Source organism: Microbacterium sp. SCN 69-37 (assembly GCF_001724435.1).
Lineage (GTDB): Bacteria > Actinomycetota > Actinomycetes > Actinomycetales > Microbacteriaceae > Microbacterium > Microbacterium laevaniformans.
The window spans coordinates 1-21,766 of sequence record NZ_MEEL01000022.1 but is presented as its reverse complement, the minus strand read 5'-3'; the positions used below and the strand labels follow the sequence as shown (position 1 = coordinate 21,766).

Genomic DNA, 21,766 nt, shown 5'->3' with positions numbered 1-21,766 from the left:
GCGTTACGCACCAACCCGGAGGTGCCCGTGGGCGTGCTCTCCCGCCGCCAGTTCCTCGCCGTCGTCGGCGGTCTCGCGGCCGCCGGTGCGCTGCCGGGCGACCAGTTGGCGCAGGCTCTGGCGACGGCGCCGCCGCGCGCGGCGATCGCCGAGTCTCCGTCGACGCTCGCTCGCACGATCCTGCAGGGCGCGGTGCAGAAGGGGTCCTACCGAGGGCTCGTGGCCGGTCCGGGTGAACCCCATCTGCCGCGCCTCGACGTGCTCCGTCGCGGCGCGACGGCCGGACGCGCGGCATCCCGTCGATCGCTGCTCTACCTCGCGCACCTGTCGGACATGCATGTGATCGACGCACAGTCCCCAGGCCGGATCGAGCCGATGATCGTCCAAGACCATTCGGCGTGGGGCTCGGCGTTTCACCCGCAGGATCCGCTCAGTCCGCACGTGATCGCGGCGATGACGAAGTCGATCTCGGACCTGCGCTACAGCCCGGTGACCGGCGCGCCCATGGATGCCGCCGTCGTCACCGGAGACAGCGCCGACATGCACTCTCATCGCGAGCTGCGTTGGTACATCGACCTCCTCGACGGCCTGAGCGTCGACCCGCGCACGAGCGACACGTTCCAGGGCGTGCAGGCGTGGGCTGAGGCCGTCTGGGCCTACCGTCCCGCTGATCCAACCGGCGGTGCGTTCGGCGCCTACGGGTTCCCCACGCTGCCGACTCTGCTCGACGAGGCCATCGCCCGCCCGGTCGCCTCGGTGGGCCTTCCCGCACCCTGGTACGCCGTGTACGGCAATCATGAGACCTTGTTGCTGGGCACCTTCGATCTGGACACCCAACTGCGTGCCCTGGCAGTGGGCGGTCGCAAGTCCTACACGCTGGAAGCGACCGCCGCGATGGCTTTGGGCGGGTACGCCGCGCGCACCAGCGCCGTCCAACAGACGCTCGACGCGTGGGGGCTCGAGCTCGGGCTGCGTCCGGGTTTCAAGGCCGTGCCCGCCAACCGCGACCGTGCACTCTTCACCCAGCAGGAGTTCATGCAGGAGCATTTCCGCACCGCCGATCGCCCCGGTCCCGTGGGGCACGGGTTCACCGACCACAACCTCAGCACCGGCGAGACGTGGTGGAAAGCGGACCTGTCCGCCAACGTGCGGGTCTTCGGGCTCGACACGTGCAATCAGGTCGCCGGCCCCGACGGTGCGGTCCCGAAGAATCAGTTCGACTGGCTTGAGGCCGAGCTTGCCGCGGCGACGAAGGAGCGCCGCCTGGCCATCGTGCTCAGTCACCACAACAGCGACACGCTCGAGAACCGCGCTCAGCGTCCCGGTCAGGACGAGGTGCTGCTCGGAGCGGACGAGTTCGTGGCGATGCTCACGCGGTTCCCCGTCGTCGTAGCATGGCTGAACGGGCACACGCACCTGAACCAGATCCTCGCGCATCCCGCCCCGACCGGTGGCGGCTTCTGGGAGATCACCACGGCATCCTGCATCGACTTCCCGCAGCAGCAGCAGACCGTCGAGCTCGTCGACAACCGCGACGGCACGCTCTCGCTCTTCACGACGGTCGTCGACCATGCGGCCGATCCGGTTCCGGGAAGCGGCGGCGACTACCTGGCGCTCGCGTCACGGAGCCGGGAGCTGGCGTCCAACGACTGGGCCGAGACGCCGCTCATGCGACGCGGCTCACCGCTCGACCGCAACACCGAGCTGCTGCTTCCTGCGCCGTTCGATCTCGCCACCATCAGCGACGCGGCGTTGGAGACGCAGCATCTGACCGCTCGTGCCCGCATTCTCGCGCACGAAGGAGCTCTGTCGTGACCTCGCGCCCGTCACGCGCCCTGGTCGTGGTCGCCGCGGCATCCGTGGTCGGCGCCCTGACCGGGTGCTCTCAGGTCGCTGCTCTCGCCCCGGTCGGCGGCAACGCACTCGCCGAGGTGCGCTTCGGAGCGAACGACGTCCTGCAGCAGAAGAACATCGCCGTGCTGACCGCGCCGGTCTGCGCGCTGGCGGAATCCGGACCGGTTGTCACCTGTTCCGGGACCAGCATCGATGGTCGGCAGATCACGGTCACCTCGAGCGTCGCATCCGACGCGCAGCTGGTCGTCGCCGTCGGCGGCGAGACGATCTTCTCCGGCGCGCTGACCGAGGTGCTCGACGAGGCGGCTCGCGGATGAGCATGTTGCGCTCCCGGGCACGTCGCGGCGTCCTGGCTGCACTCGTGGTCACGTCGCATGGCGGCTTGCAGGCCGCGTTCGTCGCCGTGGCGCCCCGGCTGCCGCTGGATGCCGGAGCGATCGCCCTCGCCGCCGCATCCGCACTCGTGATGCTCGTGGCCGCCGCTGCCCTGTGGACACTTGCCCTGCGCGCGGTGGCCCGTGGCACGCTCCTGACGCTTTTCATCGTGGGGCTCGTCGTCGGAGCATCCGCCGTCGTGGCACCCGTCGCGCTCCCGGTCGTCGTCGCGCTCGCGAGCCCGCTCATCGCGGTGGGCTCGCCATCCACGGCAGCAGCGATCGCGCGTCGGCATCCGTGGCGCACGCTGGCCTGGCTGATCGTGACGGATGTCGCGGTCGTGCTGGCGATGACCGTCGCGATGCTGCTCGGGCTGCTCTCCCCCGGTGCGCCCGGGGCTGCGCTGGCCTGGGTGCTGATCGGTGTCGGCGCCGTCGGTCTGATCGGCGCCTGGGTGCGATGGGCAGGTGCGAGGACCTCGCCGGGGCCGGCTCAGCCGTAGAACAGCTTCTCGAAGTCGCGGCGCGCCCGTCGCGCCGTGCGCAGCCACTCCTCCTCCACCAGGGTCGCCGAGCGCGCCGGATACTCCAGGAGCCGCCCGATGCCGTCCAGCTTGCCGCGGTCGGTCGGCAGCACGTCGCTCGTCTGCCCCGACAGCAGCGTGTTCGCCGACCTCAGCCGACTGGCCAGGCGCCACGCGTCGTGCAGGCGCTGCGCGGCGGCATCCGGCACCAGCCGGGCCGCGCGTGCCGCTTCGAGGGCCTCGAGGGTCGACGTCGTCCGGAGGGGCGGGACATCGTGCGCGTGTTCGTGTTGCAACACCTGCACGAGCCATTCGACGTCGCTCAGGCCGCCGGGCCCGAGCTTGAGGTGACGTGCGCGATCGACGCCCTGTGGGAGGCGCTCGTTCTCGACACGGGCCTTGATGCGCTTGATCTCCCGCAGATCCTGCACCGCAGGCCGCGCGGGGTAGCGCACCTCGTCGGCGAGGGCCATGAAACGGTTGATGAGTTTCACGCTGCCAGCGACGCCGCGGGCCCGCAGCAGCGCCTGCGCTTCCCAGGACAGCGACCAGCGGCGGTAGTACTCGGTATACGAGTCGAGCGAACGCACCAGCGGCCCGTTGCGCCCCTCGGGCCGCAGATCGGCGTCGAGATCGAACGGAACGCGGTGGTCTTCGGAGTACGAGCGCAGGCCGCTGACGAGTTTGATCGCCAGATCGTGGGCGCGCTGCGGATCGATCCCGTTGGCTTCGTAGACGTACAGGACATCGGCATCCGATCCGAAGCCGAGCTCGGCGCCGCCGAAGCGCCCCATCGCGATGACGGAGAAATCAAGGGAGGCGTCCTGCGGAGCGACGATCTCGCGCCGGACGGCACGGAGAGTGGCCTGAATGGTCACCTCGCTGACCGTCGTGAGACCCTGTGCCAGCTCGTCGATGGTGAGGGTGCCGAGGATGGCGCCGAAGGCGAGGCGCAGCAGTTCGCGCCGACGCAGCGCGCGCACCGCTCGCATGGCGTCGCCGACCGTCTCGTGGCGTGTCTGGATCGCCCGCGCCTCCTCCTGCAGCGCGTGCCCGCCGCGCGGACGCAACTGCTCGTCTGAGTCGAGCCAGGCCACCGACTCAGGGATCCACTCCATCAGCTCGCCGATGTACCGCGAACCCGACAGCACGCGCGTGAGACGCTCGGCCGCCCCGGAGGAGTCCCGCAGCATGCGCAGGAACCAGGGTGTGTCGCCCAGGCGCTCGCTGATGCGTCGGAAGGCCAGCAGACCGTAGTCGGGGTCGACGCCGTCGGCGAACCAACGGATCATCACCGGCATGAGGTGACGCTGGATCGTCGCCTTCCGGCTCAGCCCGCCGGTGAGAGCGCCGATGTGCCGGAGGGCCCCCGCCGGATCGTGGAATCCGATCGCCGCCAGCCGGTCGTGCGCCTGATCCGGCGACAGCTGATGCTCGTCGGAACTGAGCGCCGCCACCGCAGACAGCAGCGGACGGTAGAACAGACGCACGTGGATCTCGCGGACCTCGCGCTTGATCCCTTCCCACAGCGCCCACACGGCGGGCCCGGTCTCGGCCAGCCCGGAGGAGCGGGCCAGCACACGTAGGCCCTCGGGGTGCTGCGGCATCAGGTGGGTTCGTCGAAGATCCTTCAGCTGCATGCGATGTTCGAGTACGCGCAGCATGCGGTAGTCGCGGGAGAAGGTCGCGGCATCCTCACGGCCGATGTAACCGGCGCCCGCGAGGGCCTCCAGCGCGTCGAGCGTGCCACGCTGACGAATGCTGTCGTCGGTCAGTCCGTGTACGAGCTGCAGCAGCTGCACCGTGAACTCGATGTCGCGGATGCCGCCGGGTCCGAGCTTGAGTTGATAGGCGACGTCGGCGGGAGGGATGTGCTCGGTGACGCGTTCACGCATGCGCTGCACGCTGTCGACGAAGTTCTCCCGGGCAGCGCTCGTCCAGATCTTCGGCTGGACGGCGGCGACGTATGCGTCGCCGAGCATGCGATCACCCGCGAGTGGACGGGCCTTCAAAAGGGCTTGGAACTCCCAGCTCTTGGCCCACCTGTCGTAGTACGACAGGTGCGAGTCGAGCGTGCGGACGAGGGCGCCCTGTTTGCCCTCGGGCCGCAGATTCGCATCCACCTCCCACAGCGGGGGCTCGATCTCCATTCCCGAGATGCCACGCATCGTCTGGACGGCGAGTCGCGTGGCGATGTCGATGACGCGGCTCTCCCCCACCTGCTCGACGAGCTCATCCGAGCCGCCGCCGACGAAGATCACGTCGACATCACTGACGTAGTTGAGCTCTCGAGCGCCGGTCTTGCCCATCCCGATGATCGCCAGCCGTGTGGCGGAGACCTGCTCCCGGGGGAACAACCCGGAGCCCGGCGCACCGCCGGCGACGCGGGTGCGCGCCACGCAGAGAGCTGCCTCCAGAGCCGCCCCGGCCGCGTCCGCAAGGCTTGCGGCCACCGACGCCAGGACGTCGACCCCATCCTCGGCGCCGAGATCATACGTCGCGATGCGTGCGAGCATGCGGCGGTAGCGCACGCGCAGCGCCACCCACGCGCTCTCATCGCCCGTGGCGGCGAAGCCATCGGCATCCGCTCTCACAGCGTTCGTGAGCTCTGCGCGAAGTTCGTCGGCCGTCGGCAGCGGCGCACCCGCACCCGTGAGATGAGCCAGCTCGTCGGGATGGCGCAGGTAGAAGTCCGCGAAGCCGCTCGAGGCGCCGAGCAGCCGCCAGACGCTCGAGGAGACGCGACGCAGGGCGCCTCCGACGGCCGGTGCGTCACGTCGTGCGATGCGCGCCAGCGCCGACAGAGCGGCGTCGGGGTCGCCCGCTTCCGCAGCCCCGCGCAGAATCTCCTGCCGGTCCATCGCGAGCGCATCGACCAGCTCGGTCAGCAGTGCGTCGGCGTCGCCGAGCTCACCGAACCCGTCGCGCGCCAGCTGTGTGAGAACCGACGTGCGCTCGTTCGAGGACACGGCTCAGAGCATCTCCAGGTTGCTCTTCAGCTCGAACGGCGTCACCTGCGCGCGGTACTCCTGCCATTCGCGGCGCTTGTTGAGCAGCACGTAGTTGAACACCTGCTCGCCGAGGGTCTCTGCGACCAGCTCCGACTCCTCCATGTACTCGAGGGCGTGGTCCAGGCTCGCGGGCAGTTGCGCGTAGCCGAGCGCGCGGCGCTCGGAATCCGTCAGCGACCACACGTTGTCCTCGGCCTCGGGAGGAAGCTCGTATCCCTCCTCGATGCCCTTGAGGCCGGCGGCCAGCATGAGAGCGAAGGCAAGGTAGGGGTTGGCCGCAGAGTCCAGCGCCCGGTACTCGACGCGCGTGGATTGTCCCTTGTTCGGCTTGTACATGGGGACGCGCACGAGGGCGGAGCGGTTGTTGTGGCCCCAGCAGATGAAGCTCGGGGCTTCGTCACCGCCCCAGAGGCGCTTGTACGAGTTCACGAACTGGTTCGTGACGGCGGCGATCTCGTTCGCGTGGGTCAGCAGACCGGCGATGAACTGTCGGCCCGTCTTGGAGAGCTGGTACTGCGCGCCCTCCTCGTAGAAGGCGTTCTGGTCGCCCTCGAACAGCGACATGTGGGTGTGCATGCCGCTGCCGGGCTTGCCGGAGAGGGGCTTCGGCATGAACGTCGCGTAGACGCCCTGCTCGATCGCGACCTCTTTGACGACCGTCCGGAAGGTCATGATGTTGTCGGCGGTGGCGAGGGCGTCCGCGTAGCGCAGATCGATCTCGTTCTGACCGGGGCCGCCCTCGTGGTGGCTGTACTCGACGGAGATGCCGAGGTCTTCGAGCATCCGCACGCTGCGGCGGCGGAAGTCGTGCGCCGTGCCTCCGGGCACGTTGTCGAAGTATCCGGCCGAGTCGACCGGCTCGGGACCCTCGGCGCCGAACGACGACGACTTGAGCAGGTAGAACTCGATCTCGGGATGCGTGTAGAACGTGAACCCGGCATCCGCCGCCTTCGCGAGCGTGCGCTTGAGCACGTGACGGGGATCGGCGACCGCCGGCTGCCCGTCGGGGGTCGTGATGTCGCAGAACATGCGACCCGTGGGGTCGATCTCCCCGCGCCACGGAAGAGTCTGGAACGTCGTCGGGTCGGGGTGCGCCAGAAGGTCCGACTCGTAGGAGCGCGTGAGTCCTTCGATCGCCGAGCCGTCGAAGCCGAGTCCCTCGGTGAACGCCCCTTCGACTTCGGCCGGAGCGATCGCGACCGACTTCAGGGTGCCGATCACATCGGTGAACCAGAGGCGGACGAACTTCACGCCCCGCTCTTCGATCGTGCGCAGTACGAAGTCCCGCTGCTTGTCCATCGCGTCCTCTCAGATGCCGCTTCTCAGATGCCGCTTCGAAGGGAAGCCGGGCCCACGCCCAGACTATCGGTCCCGGCTCGTGTCCGACGTGTCGCCGGGCGCGCGTCAGTCGTTCTCGCGCTCGTCGTCCTCGGCCCATTCGCGAGAGCGCTGGGCGAGCAGCTGCGGAGCGTTGGCCGCCTCCTCGGCGGTGTCGAACGGGCCGGCGCGGTCGATCGCCGGCGACTCGAAGCCGCGCTCCACGGCGCCGGTGGAGAAGTTGTACCAGTACTTGTCTTCGCCTGACGTCATGGCGCGTCCTTCCTGTCGGGGCGTACGCCCACCGGTCCCGATCTGCGGGCTCTGGCTCGATCCTAACGAGCGGCACCGACGACCTGGATAGGCTGGACGCCATGACGACGAAGGCGACCCGCGCGGTCGGTGTGGACATCGGCGGAACCGGCATCAAGGGTGCCCTCGTGGATCTGGAGGGGGGAAACCTGCTCAGCGACCGCGTCAAGGTTCCGACACCGGCCGGCGCAGAGCCAGACGACGTGCTGGGCGCGGTGAAGACCGTGCTCGAGACGCTCGGCGTCAGTGATGCCGACGTTCCGCTGGGCGTCGCGTTCCCGGCGATCGTGAAGAACGGCAAGACCCTGTCGGCGGCGAACGTCGCGGAGACGTGGGTGGGCTTCGAAGCCGAGAAGTTCTTCGAGGACGGGCTGGGGCGCGAGATCCACTTCGCCAACGATGCCGACGTCGCCGGTGTGGCCGAGGCCCGTTACGGCGCCGCGCGCGATGTGTCCGGGCTGGTGCTCTTGACGACGCTCGGTACGGGCATCGGCACCGCGATGCTCTACAACGGCGTGCTCATCCCGAACGCGGAGCTCGGTCACCTGCAGCGCGCCAACCACGGCAAGGATGCCGAGGCGTGGGCCGCGTACTCGGCGATGGAGCGCGACGCGCTGACGTGGAAGGGGTGGGCGAAGCGCCTGCAGTGGTATTACAGCTACCTCGAGTTCCTGCTCAGCCCCGACCTGTTCATCGTGGGTGGCGGCGTCTCGAAGCACGCCGACGAGTTCCTCCCGATGCTGACGCTCACGACACCGATCGTGCCCGCGACGCATCGCAACAACGCCGGCATCATCGGCGCCGCCGCGCTGGCCGTCTGACAGACGGGGGCGAATGGGCCGGCCTGTACGCCGGGTTCTGTCCGGGAGCTGACGCTCCGTGGACGGTCATCTCTCTCGGCGACACGTTGCCGTGCCGCTCCAGCGGCCTACCCGGGGACTCGGCGAGCCGCGTCGGCATCCCCTGTCTGGCCTTGCTCCGGGCGAGGTTTACCGTGCGGATCGTGTCACCACGATCCCGGTGGTCTCTTACACCACCCTTTCACCCTTACCTCGGAACTCCGACGAGCGGAGTCCGGGGCGGTCTGCTCTCTGTGGCACTGTCTCGCGGATTGCTCCGGGTGGGTGTTACCCACCGCCCTGCCCTGTGGAGCCCGGACGTTCCTCGGTGCGGGTCACCCCGCCACGCGACCGTCCAGCCGACCCATTCGCGATCTCGATCCTACTGGTCGGTGCCGAGTGATCGTGATACGGTGTCGCCACGAGACCCGGCTGGGGGGTTTGGGCTCGCATCGCCTGGGGGAGGCAATCATCATGCGTAAGTACGCACTGTCCGCTGTTCTCGCTGTCCTGCTGCTGTCGGGAGGTGCGACCGCTGCGGCCGCCGCCGATACCGACGGCTACGGGCCCGACACACCGCCGGCGCCGACGTTGGTCGGCACGATGGTCGCACCGTCCTGCGAATCCGATGTTCCGTGGATCAACTACTCGATCGTCATGAACGACCCGGGCGGACTCGTCACGAGTCACACGGCCCTTATCGTGCTGAGCGACGGCAACCAATCCACGACCATCCCGCTCGGTGAGCTGGTGAACGGGCGGCTATCGGGGCGCGTGCTCTGGCCCGGCGCGTCCGTCGACGCGAACGGCGTCGGCAACGGATGGCCCGGATGGGCGTTCGAGAACGGCCAGTGGGTCGCGTCATCGGGCAACTTCGCCTGGACTCGCGGTGACATCTCCGCCGTGGTCGAGGTGAACCCGTCGCTGCGCGTCGCTCTGTCGTACCCGCCGTCCACGTCGGCGTGCCTGACAGACCCGGCCGGTGTGGGAACCTCGGGAGCCGTCGCAGCGGCCGGCATGTCGCTGCCGGCGACGGGAGGCAACATCGCCGCGGTGCTTCCGCTCCTCGGCGGGGCGGTCGTCCTGGTCGTCGGTGGAGGCGTCCTGCTGTACGTGCGCCGCACCCGTCGCGCCCGTGACTGACGCGACCACCGGCTCACCGGAGCATCGCGAGAACGCCCGCCGGCGTCCCCGCCGGCGGCGCGTCGCGGTCGTCCTCCTGATCTCCGTGGGCGTCGTCGTGGTCGGGGCCGCATGGCTCGGCATCCGCGGGTGGATGGCGAAAGGCGACCTCGATGACGTCGCGGCGCTGCAGCCGCGGCTGAGCTCAGCGATCGCCGCGGGTGACGCCGGTGCGCTCAGTGCCGTCGTGACCGACGCCGAACAGCACGCGCGTCGCGCCGCCGAGTTGACGACCGACCCGATCTGGCGAGCCACCGAGGCCGTCCCGGTCGTCGGCGCCAACACCGCCGCGGTGCGGATCGTCGCGGAGAGCATCCGCGACATGGCCGCCGCTGCCCAACCGGTGCTGCGCCAGGCGGCGCAGCCGCACGACGGGCAGGGCGGGCTCGACCTGTCGGCGGTATCGGCGGCCGCGCAGCCGCTGGACGAGTTCGCTGCGGTCTTCTCGCGTGTCGACGAATCACTGACGGGAATGTCGACCGACGATCTGGTCGAGCCCGTGGCGACGGCGACCGCGCGGATCCGCGCGGCGGTCGCCGCGGCCGCGCCGACGGTGGCGGAGGCAGCCTCTGTGGCGCAGATCATGCCGGCGATGCTGGGAGCGCACGGGGCTCGAACGATTCTGGTGATGGTGCAGAACTCTGCCGAAGTGCGCACCGGTGGAGGCATCACGGGCTCGTTCATCCTGCTGAGCGCCGACGGCGATCGGCTCGAAGTGCTCGACCAGGTCGACTCGAGTGTCTTTCCGCATCGGGAGACGCCGATCACCGAGCTGCCCGCCGATCTCGTCGCTCTCTACGGCCAGGCTCCGGGGCGATTCGTCATGAATGCGACCATGACCGCCGACTTCGCCCTGAGCGCCCGGCTTGCGTCGACCTGGTGGCAGTCGATCGGCCGTCCAGCTCCGGATGCCGTGATCGCCATCGACCCTGCGGTCCTCACCGCGATGCTCACGATCACGGGGCCGATCACCCTCACCAACGGCACGGTCGTCGATCCGGCGGATGTAGTCGGTGACGTGCTCGTCACGCCGTATCTCGACAAGACCCCCGCGGAGCAGACGGCGGTCCAGCGCGACATTTTCGATCGGCTCTTCGCTCAGATCACGTCTTCCCCCATCGACCCCTTCCGCTGGGTGGGAGCATTCGCGAAGCCGATCGCCGACGGACGCATCTCGATCTTCAGCACACACAGCGATGAACAGCTCGCCGTGGCCCACGGAGCGTTCTCGGGAACGCTGGGGAGATTCCGGGACGCGGGGCCGGATGCCGTGGGCGTCTACTTCAACGATGCGACGACGGGGAAGATGGACACGTTCCTCCACGTTGATCTCGCGCCGTCCGTGCGGGACTGTCGGGCAGATGGCGCCGCCGACGTGACGGTGGCCGTGACCCTCACGAGCGCGGCGCCGGCAGAGGCGCGCACCTTCGCAGCGTCGATGACCGGCGCCGCCAACCCTGCCGCTCCCGGAGACATCACGACCGACGTGACGGTGATGGTCCCCCGCGAGTGGTTCATCGCGGGTGTCACGCTCGACGGTGCGCACGTCGCTGCGACCGCCGCGGACGGGAGTGACGCCGCCGCCTCGCTGGCACGGGTGACACTGCGTCCCGGTGAGCAGAAGACGCTGACGTTCGCGTTCGTGGCGAAGAACGGGGCGCAGCTGCGGCCCACGCTCGTTCACACCCCGATGATGAACGAGGTCGGTGTCGCCGAGGCAGCACGCACGGGGTGCGGCTGAGCGCTTCGGGCGAGCAGGACACCGCGGTGGTGTCAGCTCTTGGCCGCATCCTGCGCGACACGAAGATCGAGGGGGAAGTCGATCGGGAACCCGCCGAACAGCAGCCGCGCCGCGCCGTCGGCGGCCTGACGCACGGCGTCTGCAACGGCGTCGGCGTAGACGACAGGCGTGTGGACGATGATCTCGTCGTGCAGGAAGAACGCCAGGTGCGGGCGCCTCTCGAACACGGCGGCAGAGTTCCGCGCCGCATCGTTCGCGTCGACCGACGGGAGCGCCGCCAGCCGACCACGGAGGTCGGCGAGCCACGCGAGCGCCCACTCGGCTGCGGTGCCCTGCACGACGAAGTTGCGGGTGAAACGCCCGCGATCGCGCGCGGCGCGACGTGCTCGGGTGCGATCTGTCTCGGCTGCCTCCGGCAGAGCTGCGGCGGCCTGGATGTCGCGCCAGTGCGCCGATGCCCGGGGGCTGGTCCGTCCGAGCCAGGTCGATACCACACCGCCCTGCTCCCCCGTCGCCGCCGCGGCATCCACGAGGCCCATGGCGCGGGGGTAGGCGCGCCGCAGGGCAGGCACCAGCCGTCCGCTGTCGCCCGTCGTCGCGCCATACATCGCCCCCAGCACGGCGATCTTCGCCTCCTGACGCGTGTGGACGACACCGCTGTTGACGATGCCCTCGTACAGGTCCTGTCCGCGCGCCGCGGCGGCCAGTGCTTCGTCCGAGGACATCGCCGCGAGAACCCGGGGCTCGAGCTGAGCCACGTCCGCGACGACGAGTGTCCACCCGGGGTCCGCGCGTACGGCGGGACGCAGTTGGCGCGGAATCTGCAGCGCTCCTCCCCCGGACGATGCCCACCTCCCGGTGACCACGCCGCCGGGGACGTACACGGGACGGAACCGACCGTCCGGGGCCCACTCGTCGAGCCACCCCCAGCCGTTCGCGCTCATCAGCCGCGTCAGCTTCTTGTAGACGAGCAGCGGCGCGATCGCGGGATGGTCGTACTCCGCGAGCTCCCACCGGCTCGTCGAGTCTGCGCTGATGCCGACACGATGAAGGCTGCGCAGCAGCTTGGGCTGCGAGTCGAGGTTGGCGGTCGGGTCTTGGAGCGCGGCACGGACTCGCGCCGCGGCCTCACGCACGCGTTCGGGCTGCTCTCCCGGCGGCGGTCGCGTACCGAGCGTCTCCTCGAGGATGCGCTCGTGCGTCCGACGATCCCACGGCAGTCCGGCGCTGTGCATCTCGACTGCCAAGAGTGCGCCGGCGGATTCCGCAGCCACGAGCAGGCGCAATCGTGCGGCGTTAGATGAGCCGCGTATCGCCAGCTGCTGCCGGCGGAATTCGGCGAGCACCTCCTCCGGATCATCCGGGACGCCGGTGGGTGATGTTCCCTCGACGTCGAACAGGGTCGGTGCTGTCACCGGCTGCACCTCTTCCGTGCCGGCGACATCCCACTGCGTCGCCGCCCGGAGTGCATTGGCGTCGGCGACGAGCGCGCTGCGGCGGAGGATCGCGTGGGCCAGGCGAAGATCGTGACAGCGCGCGACCAGCGACGGTGTCGCCAGGATGCCGGGATACCAACGGTTCGTCTCCGACCACACCCACCGGGTGCCTGCGTCATCGGCGTCCCACCAGCCTTCGCGCGGGCGGCGTTGCACGTGTGTGACGTCGAGGTCGGCGTCGATCGTCGTGATGACGACGTCCTCTCCCTCGCGCGCCACGAGACGCCAGCGCGGCGCGATCGCAGCCGTGCTGCTGATCGTCACAACCCCGATTCGTCGGTGCGCACCAGGATCGCACCGCACTCCGGGCAGGTCACGATGTCATCGTCGGATGCCTGTCGTATCGTCTGCAGGTCAGTTCCGGAGAGGACCATGCGGCACGCCTCGCAGGTCTTTCGATGCAGCAGACCGGCCCCGACGCCGCGGGCGGCGAGACGGTCGTACATCGCCAGCAGGTCGGCGGGCACGCGCGCGGCGACCGCCGCGCGGTCACGCGACGCCGCCTCCCCTCGGGCGGTGGCCGCCGCGACGGCTTCCTTGGCCTCTGCGCTGAGGCGAGTGCCTTCCTCGTTCACCGCGGCGATCGTCGATTCCTGTGCGGACACGGCGCTCTGGGCGGTCTCGAGTCGCTCCATCAGTTCGAGTTGAGCGTCCTCGAGGTCGCTCTTGCGCTTGGCGAGCGAGACCAGTTCGTGCTCGAGTCCCTGGGCCTCCTTCGCGTTCGCCGACGACGCGAGTCGTTCGGTGTCGCGGGCCGCTCGCGCATCGACCACGGCGACGTCCGACTCCACGCGGGCGAGTTCGGCGGTGATGTCGTCACGTCGTCCCAAGAGTGTCGTCAGTTCCGCCGACAGGCTCTGACGGCGAGCGAGCAGCTCCTGAACGCGGCCCGCCTGCTCGGGAGTGCGACGGGCGTGCTCGGCGGCGCGGATCGCACCGTCGAGGCTCGCGAGTTCGAGCAGGAGCTGCTGGTCTGCGGGTCGGGACTTCACGGTCCCAACCTACCGCGACACGTGGACAGTCCGTCCCGTGCGCGCTCGCGCCGCACTAGCATGACCACACCGACGGCGGCGCTGCGAGGGCGTCGTTCGTTTTCGCAGAGGAGACATCATGAGCCTGATGCGCACGAAGTCGATCGAGCGCTCCATCGCCGACACCGAGGAGCCCGAGTTCCGGCTTCGCAAATCGCTGTCGGCTCTCGATCTCACCGTCTTCGGCGTCGGCGTCGTGATCGGCGCCGGCATCTTCACGCTCACCGGTCGCGCCGCCCATGAGGTGGCCGGCCCCGCCGTCGTCGTCAGCTTCGTCATCGCGGCGATCGCATGCGCCCTGGCGGCGATGTGCTACGCCGAGTTCGCCTCCACGGTGCCGGTCTCGGGCTCCGCGTACACCTTCTCCTACGCGTCGCTCGGCGAGCTGTTCGCCTGGATCATCGGCTGGGATCTCATCCTGGAGATGTTCCTCGGTGCGAGTGTCGTGGCTCAGGGCTGGAGCGCCTACCTCGGCGTTCTCCTCGGGCAGCTCGGCATCCCACTCCCCGCGGCGATCGGCTACGGCGGCACCGTCGACGTGATGGCGATCGTCCTGGTCATCGTGCTGGGCGCCCTCATGACGCTCGGCATCCGTGAGTCGATGCGCGTCAACCTCGTGCTGGTCGGGGTGAAGCTCTTCATCGTCCTGTTCGTGATCGTCGCGGGCATCATGTTCATCAACCCCGCGAACTATGCGCCGTTCGTCCCGGATGCCGCGCCCCGCGAAGCGGCGACGGGTCTCATGCAGCCGCTGCTGCAGTTCATCTCGGGCTCGGCGCCCATGGCCTTCGGTGTCGGTGGCATCTTCGCCGGCGCAGCTCTCGTCTTCTTCGCGTACATCGGGTTCGACGTGGTCGCCACCACGGCGGAGGAGACGAAGAACCCGCAGCGTGACCTCCCCATCGGCATCATCGCCTCGCTCGCGATCTGCACACTGCTGTACTGCGCGGTGGCGTTGGTGGTCACGGGCATGGTCCGCTTCGACGAGCTCGACCCGGCAGCCGCCCTCGCGAACGCCTTCGCCTTCCACGGGCAGACGTGGATGGCGACGGTGATCTCGGCTGGAGCGGTGGCCGGTCTGACGACCGTCGTGCTCACGCTGCTCATCGGCGCGACCCGCATCATCTTCGCGATGTCGCGCGACGGCCTGCTGCCCAGCGCCTCGCGAAGGTGCACCCGACCCGCCGAACGCCCTGGCTCATTTCGATCATCGTCACCGTCATCGTCGCACTCGTGGCCGGGCTGACCCCCGTCGGCGTGCTGGAGGAGATGGTCAACATCGGCACGCTCTCGGCGTTCGTGCTCGTCTCGGTCGGAGTGGTCGTGCTCCGCCGCACCCGGCCCGACCTCACGCGCGGCTTCCGCGTCCCGTGGAGCCCGGTGCTGCCGGTCCTGGCGGCGCTCATCTGCGTGTACCTGATGCTCAACCTGACCGTGGAGACGTGGCTGCGATTCCTCGTCTGGCTGGTCATCGGCTTCGTCGTCTACTTCGCGTACTCACGTCGCCACTCGCGGCTCGGCAAGGATGGTGATCTGTACCTCAATCCCGCGGAGCCGAAGGTGGTCGGCCGCGACGGGTGAGCGCCACGACCTCGTAGACTGTCGAGGTCAGGGCCTTTAGCTCAGCTGGTAGAGCGCCACGTTTACACCGTGGATGTCGTCGGTTCGATCCCGGCAGGGCCCACTCGCCGCGGTCGCGATCCACCCCATCGAGATGTGACTAGGCTGATCCAGGATGCGTTGTCGACGCTGCACAAAGCCACGCGTATCAGAAGCCCCGTCCCTGGCATGATCTGCCAGACGAAGAAAGGTGTCTCGTGACGGTCAACGATCAGGATCCGTACTCCCAGGGCCCGCAGGACAGCGACCCCGAAGAGACGCACGAGTGGCAGGAATCGCTCCAGCAGCTCGTCGACAGCAAGGGCGCCGGGCGTGGCCGCGAAATCATGCTCAGCCTGCTCAACAAGTCGCACGAGTTGCAGCTGAACGTTCCCCAGGTGCCCACGACCGACTACATCAACACGATCGCTCCGGAGAACGAGCCCGAGTTCCCCGGTGACGAGGAGCTCGAGCGCCGGTATCGCCGGTGGATCCGCTGGAACGCCGCACTCACGGTGCACCGCGCACAGCGTCCGGGTATCGGCGTCGGCGGTCACATCTCGACCTACGCGTCGTCCGCGTCGCTGTACGAAGTCGGCTTCAACCACTTCTTCCGGGGACTGGACGATCCCCACGGCGGTGACCAGATCTTCATCCAGGGTCACGCCTCCCCCGGCATCTACGCCCGTTCGTTCCTCGAAGGACGACTGTCGGCCGATCAGCTCGACGGCTTCCGTCAGGAGAAGTCGAAGGCGCCCGACGGCATCCCCTCCTACCCGCACCCTCGCCTCATGCCGGAGTACTGGCAGTTCCCGACCGTGTCGATGGGTCTCGGCCCGATCAACGCGATCTATCAGGCGATGACCAACAAGTACCTGACCAACCGCGGCATCAAGGACCTGTCGGGCTCGCGCGTCTGGGCCTTCCTCGGCGACGGTGAGATGGACGAGGTCGAGAGCCGCGGACAGCTCCAGGTCGCGGCCAACGAGGGCCTGGACAACCTCACGTTCGTCGTGAACTGCAACCTGCAGCGTCTCGACGGCCCGGTGCGCGGAAACGGCAAGATCATCCAGGAGCTCGAGGCGTTCTTCCGCGGCGCGGGCTGGAACGTCATCAAGGTCGTCTGGGGCCGCGGGTGGGACGAGCTGTTGCAGGTGGACACCGATGGCGCGCTCGTTCGCCTCATGAACACCACCCCCGACGGTGACTTCCAGACCTACCGCGCCGAGGACGGCAAGTTCATCCGCGACCACTTCTTCGGTCGTGATGAGCGCACCGCGGCGATGGTCACCGACTGGTCCGACGAGGACATCTGGGGAAAGCTCCGCCGTGGCGGACTCGATTACCAGAAGCTCTATGCGGCCTACAAGGCGGCGACGGAGCACAAGGGCCAGCCGACGGTCATCCTCGCCAAGACCATCAAGGGCTACGGCCTCGGTCATCACTTCGAGGGGCGCAATGCGACGCACCAGATGAAGAAGATGACGCTCGACGACCTCAAGCACTTCCGTGACTCGATGCGCATCCCCGTCTCCGACGCCCAGCTCGAGGAGAACCCGTACGCCCCTCCCTACTTCCACCCCGGTATGGAAGACGAGACCATCCAGTACATGGTCGAGAAGCGGCGCGCGCTCGGCGGGTTCCTGCCCGAGCGTCGCACCCACCACGTTCCGATCAGCCTCCCGGACGACAGCGCGTACGCACTGCCGAAGAAGGGATCCGGAACGCAGGAGGTCGCCACGACCATGGCGTTCGTGCGTCTGCTGAAGGACCTGCTGCGATCGAAGGACTTCGGCAACCGCATCGTGCCGATCATCCCCGACGAGGCGCGCACGTTCGGTTTGGACGCCTTCTTCCCGACCGCCAAGATCTACAACCCGAACGGTCAGAACTACACGTCGGTCGACCGGGAGCTGCTGCTCGCCTACAAGGAGAGCCCGCAGGGCCAGATCATGCACGTCGGCATCAACGAGGCCGGAGCGGTGGCGGCGTTCACCGGCACGGGCACCTCGTATGCCACGCACGGCGAGCCGTTGATCCCGGTCTACATCTTCTACTCGATGTTCGGCTTCCAGCGCACCGGCGACGCCCAGTGGGCCGCCGCCGACCAGATGGCGCGCGGATTCATCATGGGTGCCACCGCCGGCCGCACGACGCTGACCGGTGAGGGTCTTCAGCACGCCGACGGCCACTCCCACCTGCTCGCGTCGACGAACCCGGCAACGGTGTCGTACGACCCCGCGTACGGGTACGAGATCGCCCACATCGTCCGCTCCGGCCTGGATCGGATGTACGGCGGCAACCACCCCGACCCGAACGTCATGTACTACATCACCCTCTACAACGAGCCGCTGGTGCAGCCGGCCGAGCCCGAGAGCGTCGACGTCGAGGGGATCGTCCGCGGCATCCACCGCATCTCGGAGGCCTCCGGCGACGGACACCGCGTGCAGCTGCTCGCGTCCGGCGTGGGCGTGCCGTGGGTGCTCGAGGCGCAGCAGCTGCTGCGCGAGGACTGGGGAGTGGCTGCCGATGTGTGGTCGGTCACGAGCTGGACGGAGCTGCGCCGCGACGGACTCGCCGCCGACGAGCACAACTTCCTGAACCCGCTCGCCGAGCCGCGCACGGCGTACCTCACGGAGAAGCTTCGCGACACCGCAGGCCCCGTCCTGGGCGTGAGCGACTACATGCACGCGGTCCAGGACCAGATTCGCGAGTGGGTTCCCCGCCGCTACGTCACGCTCGGTGCGGACGGCTTCGGCTTCTCCGACACCCGGGCCGCCGCGCGTCGGTTCTTCAAGATCGACGGACCGTCCATCGTCGTCCGCGCCCTGCAGGCGCTGGCCGACGAAGGGCTCGTCGACCGAGCACTGTCGGCACAGGCGATCGAGAAGTACCGCCTGCACGATGTGACGGCCGGAACGAGCGGGAACGCCGGCGGCGAAAGCTGATCGATTTGATGCCCGCCCGCCCCACCCCTCAGGAGAAGGCGGAGACACTCGCGTGGCTCCGCCGGATCTCCGGAGACCTGGCCACGGCGACCATCAAGCGGCTCGAAGAGTCGCTGCCCTGGTACGCCGACATGCCGCCGGCCCGCCGCTCGGCGGTGGGCCTGGTGGCGCAGGCGGGCATCGCGTCGTTCATCCAGTGGTACGAGGACCCGGGTTCGACGCCCTGGATCGCGGCGGACATCTTCGCCGCCGCTCCGCGTGAGCTGCTGCGCAGCGTCAGCCTCACTCAGACGCTCCAGCTCATCCGCGTGACCGTGGCCGTCACGGAAGAGCGTGTCGCCGGAAAGGCGGAGGACCTCCGCGAGAGCATCCTGCTCTTCTCGCGCGAGGTCGCCTTCGCATCGGCCGACGTGTACGCACGTGCAGCGGAGGCTCGCGGGCTCTGGGATGCGCGCCTGGAAGCTCTGGTCGTCGACTCCATCCTCACCGGCGAAGCGGACGAGGAGCTTCCCAGCCGCATCGCCGCCCTCGGGTGGCATGGTCACGGCGAGGTCGCCGTCCTCGTCGGCACCTCTCCGCCGCAGCTGGACGTCGATCATCTGCGTCGTGTGGCGCGCAAGCTGGGCGTCGATGTCCTGATCGGCGTGCAGGGATCTCGCCTCGTGCTCGTGATCGGACGCGCCGTGCTGCCCGGACGTGAGCCCGTCGCCGAAGAGCTGCCGTTCACCGAGATCGCCCTGCGCCTGGAGCCGGGCTTCGGTCCCGGCCATCTCGTGCTCGGGCCGACCGTGCCCGCATTGGTGGATGCCGGGCTGAGTGCCCGCGCCGCGTTGGCGGGCTTCGCCGTGGCCGGCGCCTGGCGCCACGCCCCCCGCCCTGTCGAAGCCGACGATCTGCTGCCCGAGCGCGCACTGGCCGGCGACTCGATGGCCAAAGCGACCCTCGTGGAGCGCATCTACCGACCTCTGCAGGCGCACTCGGCCGATCTGGTGGCCACCCTGTGGAGCTATCTCGACAACGGCCGCTCCCTCGAGGCGACAGCCCGCGAGCTGTTCGTCCATCCGAACACGGTGCGCTACCGACTCAAGCGGGTCTCCGATGTCATCGGATGGGATGCGACGGGCCCGCGTGAGGCCCTCATTCTGCAGACGGCGCTCATCATCGGATCGATCGGCACGGAGGCGACGCGACGGCGCGGGAGCGCGGCCCGACGGTCTGTGCGGGCCGACTGACAGGGTCGCGCTTGTCGATCTGATACAAAGCATTTCGCGTTTGTTGTGACGTCGTCGCCAGCGCGACGGCGAAGAACTTGGAAGGATAGGCACGTGATCATCACCGTCTTCCCCGGTCAGGGGTCGCAGACCCCGGGGTTCCTGACACCCTGGCTCGAGCTCGAGGACACGCGGGAGCGGCTCGAGCGCTACGCCGACGCCGCCCAGGTCGACCTCGTCGCCGCGGGCACGGAGTGGGACGCCGACCGCATCCGCGACACGGCCGTCGCCCAGCCGCTGATCGTGGCGGCGAGCCTGCTCTCGTATGCGGCGCTTCAGGATGCCGCGAGCTCCTCACCCGCCGGCGTCGCCGGGCACTCGGTCGGTGAGGTGGCCGCCCTCGTCGCTGCCGGGGTGCTCAGCGAGGATGACGGCATGCGACTGGTCGGGCTTCGCGGGCGGGCGATGGCCGATGCCGCCGCGCAGGAGCAGACCGGGATGAGCGCGATCCTCGGCGGCGACCGCGACGCCGTGCTCGCCCTCCTCGACGAGCTGGAGCTCACGGCCGCCAACCACAACGGCGCCGGTCAGATCGTCGCCGCGGGCGCACTGGACGCCCTGGCGGAGCTCTCCGCCCACCCTGCCGCAGGCAGTCGTGTGATCCCGCTCCAGGTCGCCGGCGCTTTCCACACCTCTTACATGGCGTCGGCCGTCGACACGCTCCGCGCGGCGGCGGCGGAGGTGTCGGCATCCGATCCGACGCTCGCCCTCTGGACCAACCGCGACGGCGCGCGCGTGGAGAACGGGCGCGAGGCGCTCGACCTGCTCGTCGCACAGGTCTCCTCGTCGGTGCGCTGGGATCTCTGCATGGAGTCGTTCGCCGACGCGGGCGTGACCGGCATCATCGAGCTCGCGCCGGCCGGCACCCTGACCGGGCTCGCCAAGCGTGCGCTGCGCGGAGTTCCGACCGTGGCCGTGAAGACACCCGATGACCTCGCGGCTGCGGCCGCCCTGCTGACAGGAGGCGACGCGTGACCGACGCGCCCACCCGACCCACTCTCGTCCAGTCGACGGGACCGGCATACACCCGCATCTACGCCTACGGCGCTGCCCGTGGCGAGAACGCCGTGCCCAACGACGACCTCGTGGGCCCCATCGACTCCAGCGATGAGTGGATCCGCCAGCGCACCGGCATCATCACGCGTGTGCGCGCGAATGCCGCAACGACGGCGATCGAACTCGCTGCCGACGCCGCGGCCGAGGCCATCGCCGGCGCCGGTATCGACCCGTCGCTGGTGGACGCCGTGATCGTCGCGACGATCTCGAACCCGAAGCAGACTCCCTCGGTGTCGGCGATCGTCGCCGATCGCATCGGCGCCAACCCCGCGGCCGCGTACGACCTGAACGCCGCCTGCGCGGGCTTCGCGTACGGCGTCGCCCAGGCGGACGCCCTCATCCGGGCGGGCGCTGCGCACTACGCCGTCGTCGTGGGCGCAGAGAAGCTCAGCGACGTCGTCGACCCCACGGACCGCTCGATCTCGTTCCTGCTCGGTGACGGCGCCGGCGCCGTGGTCGTCGGACCGAGCGACTTTCCGGGCATCGGTCCCACCGTCTGGGGATCGGACGGCTCGAAGGCCGATGCGGTCGGGATGAACCACACGCTCACCGAGTTCCGCGACGGCACGGCACCCTGGCCGACGCTGCGTCAGGAGGGTCCGACGGTCTTCCGCTGGGCCGTGTGGGAGATGGTCAAGGTCGCCCGCCAGGCGCTGGAAGAGGCCGGCGTGCAGCCCTCCGACCTCGCTGCCTTCGTGCCCCACCAGGCGAACATGCGCATCATCGATGAGTTCGCCAAGCAGCTGAAGCTCCCCGACACGGTCGTGATCGGCCGCGACATCGAGACCACCGGCAACACGTCGGCGGCATCCATCCCCCTCGCCACCCACCGCCTGCTCTCCGAGCACCCGGAACTGTCCGGCGGGCTGGCGCTGCAGATCGGATTCGGCGCCGGATTGGTCTTCGGCGCGCAGGTCGTCGTCCTTCCCTGACGGCCCGAGATACCCGGTCGCGACAGCCGTCGCACCTAGACTGAACGTCGGCCCCGCAGGGCCGGTGAAACCCCGATAAACAAGGAGAATCCCATGGCATTCAGCAACGACGAGGTCCTCGCAGGGCTCGCCGAGCTCATCACGGACGAGACCGGCATCTCGGCGGACGAGGTCGCGCTGGAGAAGTCGTTCACCGACGACCTCGACATCGACTCGATCTCGATGATGACGATCGTCGTCAACGCCGAGGAGAAGTTCGGCGTCACGATCCCCGACGAA

16 protein-coding genes, 1 tRNA gene, 1 other RNA gene and 1 pseudogene are annotated in these 21,766 nt (G+C 69.1%); 13 read left to right on the top strand and 6 right to left on the bottom strand.

Features of this window, described 5'->3' with window-relative positions; genetic code table 11:
* The first annotated feature begins 27 nt into the window (after window positions 1-27).
* Genes ABS64_RS05155 through ABS64_RS05145 form a run of 3 tightly spaced genes read left to right on the top strand, consistent with a single transcriptional unit; the run spans window position 28 to window position 2,731 of the window.
* Window positions 28-1,815: a TIGR03767 family metallophosphoesterase gene (locus ABS64_RS05155; RefSeq protein WP_036285101.1), complete on the top strand. Its 1,788-nt coding sequence runs from the start codon at window positions 28-30 to the stop codon at window positions 1,813-1,815.
* Complete coding sequence (locus ABS64_RS05150) at window positions 1,812-2,171, top strand: hypothetical protein (RefSeq protein WP_036285098.1); 360 nt, start codon at window positions 1,812-1,814, stop codon at window positions 2,169-2,171. The genes ABS64_RS05155 and ABS64_RS05150 overlap by 4 nt, the downstream gene beginning before the upstream one ends.
* On the top strand, window positions 2,168-2,731 hold the full coding sequence (locus ABS64_RS05145; RefSeq protein ID WP_155947509.1) for a hypothetical protein: 564 nt from the start codon (window positions 2,168-2,170) through the stop codon (window positions 2,729-2,731). The genes ABS64_RS05150 and ABS64_RS05145 overlap by 4 nt, the downstream gene beginning before the upstream one ends.
* On the opposite strand, the gene ABS64_RS05140 is transcribed toward ABS64_RS05145, so the two are convergent.
* From ABS64_RS05140 to ABS64_RS05130, 3 genes are all read right to left on the bottom strand, one after another.
* Complete coding sequence (locus ABS64_RS05140; protein WP_292681544.1) at window positions 2,722-5,721, bottom strand: bifunctional [glutamine synthetase] adenylyltransferase/[glutamine synthetase]-adenylyl-L-tyrosine phosphorylase; 3,000 nt, start codon at window positions 5,719-5,721, stop codon at window positions 2,722-2,724. The genes ABS64_RS05145 and ABS64_RS05140 overlap by 10 nt on opposite strands.
* A gap of 3 nt (window positions 5,722-5,724) precedes the next feature.
* On the bottom strand, window positions 5,725-7,062 hold the full coding sequence (glnA, locus tag ABS64_RS05135) for a type I glutamate--ammonia ligase (protein ID WP_036285083.1): 1,338 nt from the start codon (window positions 7,060-7,062) through the stop codon (window positions 5,725-5,727).
* Window positions 7,063-7,167: 105 nt separating this feature from the next.
* On the bottom strand, window positions 7,168-7,353 hold the full coding sequence (locus ABS64_RS05130; RefSeq protein WP_036285081.1) for a hypothetical protein: 186 nt from the start codon (window positions 7,351-7,353) through the stop codon (window positions 7,168-7,170).
* A gap of 101 nt (window positions 7,354-7,454) precedes the next feature.
* Between ABS64_RS05130 and ppgK the strand changes: the two genes are divergently transcribed.
* Complete coding sequence (gene ppgK / locus ABS64_RS05125) at window positions 7,455-8,213, top strand: polyphosphate--glucose phosphotransferase (RefSeq protein ID WP_292681538.1); 759 nt, start codon at window positions 7,455-7,457, stop codon at window positions 8,211-8,213.
* A gap of 10 nt (window positions 8,214-8,223) precedes the next feature.
* Here the strand turns inward: ppgK and rnpB are convergent.
* Window positions 8,224-8,598, bottom strand: an RNA gene (rnpB, locus tag ABS64_RS05120) — RNase P RNA component class A.
* 107 nt (window positions 8,599-8,705) lie between these two features.
* Here rnpB and ABS64_RS05115 point away from each other — a divergent pair.
* Window positions 8,706-9,374: an LPXTG cell wall anchor domain-containing protein gene (locus ABS64_RS05115; RefSeq protein ID WP_005049458.1), complete on the top strand. Its 669-nt coding sequence runs from the start codon at window positions 8,706-8,708 to the stop codon at window positions 9,372-9,374.
* On the top strand, window positions 9,367-11,154 hold the full coding sequence (locus ABS64_RS05110; RefSeq protein WP_292681533.1) for a DUF4012 domain-containing protein: 1,788 nt from the start codon (window positions 9,367-9,369) through the stop codon (window positions 11,152-11,154). Before ABS64_RS05115 ends, ABS64_RS05110 begins: the two co-directional genes overlap by 8 nt.
* Window positions 11,155-11,186: 32 nt before the next feature.
* On the opposite strand, the gene ABS64_RS05105 is transcribed toward ABS64_RS05110, so the two are convergent.
* Both ABS64_RS05105 and ABS64_RS05100 read right to left on the bottom strand, forming a co-directional pair.
* Complete coding sequence (locus ABS64_RS05105) at window positions 11,187-12,914, bottom strand: bifunctional 3'-5' exonuclease/DNA polymerase (RefSeq protein ID WP_036285064.1); 1,728 nt, start codon at window positions 12,912-12,914, stop codon at window positions 11,187-11,189.
* Window positions 12,911-13,642, bottom strand: a complete 732-nt coding sequence (locus ABS64_RS05100) for a C4-type zinc ribbon domain-containing protein (protein ID WP_036285062.1) — start codon at window positions 13,640-13,642, stop codon at window positions 12,911-12,913. The genes ABS64_RS05105 and ABS64_RS05100 overlap by 4 nt, the downstream gene beginning before the upstream one ends.
* Before the next feature lie 118 nt (window positions 13,643-13,760).
* Between ABS64_RS05100 and ABS64_RS05095 the strand changes: the two are divergent.
* The 7 genes and pseudogenes from ABS64_RS05095 to ABS64_RS05065 all read left to right on the top strand — a co-directional run.
* Window positions 13,761-15,262, top strand: a pseudogene (locus ABS64_RS05095) (amino acid permease).
* A gap of 30 nt (window positions 15,263-15,292) precedes the next feature.
* Window positions 15,293-15,365 (top strand) — tRNA-Val (locus ABS64_RS05090).
* 133 nt (window positions 15,366-15,498) lie between these two features.
* Window positions 15,499-18,228, top strand: a complete 2,730-nt coding sequence (gene aceE / locus ABS64_RS05085) for a pyruvate dehydrogenase (acetyl-transferring), homodimeric type (protein WP_292681527.1) — start codon at window positions 15,499-15,501, stop codon at window positions 18,226-18,228.
* Between the two features lie 8 nt (window positions 18,229-18,236).
* Complete coding sequence (locus ABS64_RS05080) at window positions 18,237-19,460, top strand: PucR family transcriptional regulator (protein ID WP_292681524.1); 1,224 nt, start codon at window positions 18,237-18,239, stop codon at window positions 19,458-19,460.
* 93 nt (window positions 19,461-19,553) lie between these two features.
* Window positions 19,554-20,474, top strand: a complete 921-nt coding sequence (locus ABS64_RS05075; protein WP_292681521.1) for an ACP S-malonyltransferase — start codon at window positions 19,554-19,556, stop codon at window positions 20,472-20,474.
* Window positions 20,471-21,487: a beta-ketoacyl-ACP synthase III gene (locus tag ABS64_RS05070; RefSeq protein WP_292681518.1), complete on the top strand. Its 1,017-nt coding sequence runs from the start codon at window positions 20,471-20,473 to the stop codon at window positions 21,485-21,487. The genes ABS64_RS05075 and ABS64_RS05070 overlap by 4 nt, the downstream gene beginning before the upstream one ends.
* Window positions 21,488-21,580: 93 nt before the next feature.
* Window positions 21,581-21,766 (top strand): acyl carrier protein (locus ABS64_RS05065; RefSeq protein WP_292681515.1); only part of this gene is annotated, 186 nt, incomplete at its 3' end.

What these genes read in the sequence shown, in the direction of transcription:
- ABS64_RS05145 (WP_155947509.1), top strand. Translation starts at nt 2,168, where the DNA reads ATGAGCATGTTGCGCTCCCGGGCACGTCGCGGCGTCCTGGCTGCACTC.
- glnA (WP_036285083.1), bottom strand. Translation starts at nt 7,062, where the DNA reads ATGGACAAGCAGCGGGACTTCGTACTGCGCACGATCGAAGAGCGGGGC.
- ABS64_RS05130 (WP_036285081.1), bottom strand. Translation starts at nt 7,353, where the DNA reads ATGACGTCAGGCGAAGACAAGTACTGGTACAACTTCTCCACCGGCGCC.
- ppgK (WP_292681538.1), top strand. Translation starts at nt 7,455, where the DNA reads ATGACGACGAAGGCGACCCGCGCGGTCGGTGTGGACATCGGCGGAACC.
- ABS64_RS05115 (WP_005049458.1), top strand. Translation starts at nt 8,706, where the DNA reads ATGCGTAAGTACGCACTGTCCGCTGTTCTCGCTGTCCTGCTGCTGTCG.
- ABS64_RS05080 (WP_292681524.1), top strand. Translation starts at nt 18,237, where the DNA reads ATGCCCGCCCGCCCCACCCCTCAGGAGAAGGCGGAGACACTCGCGTGG.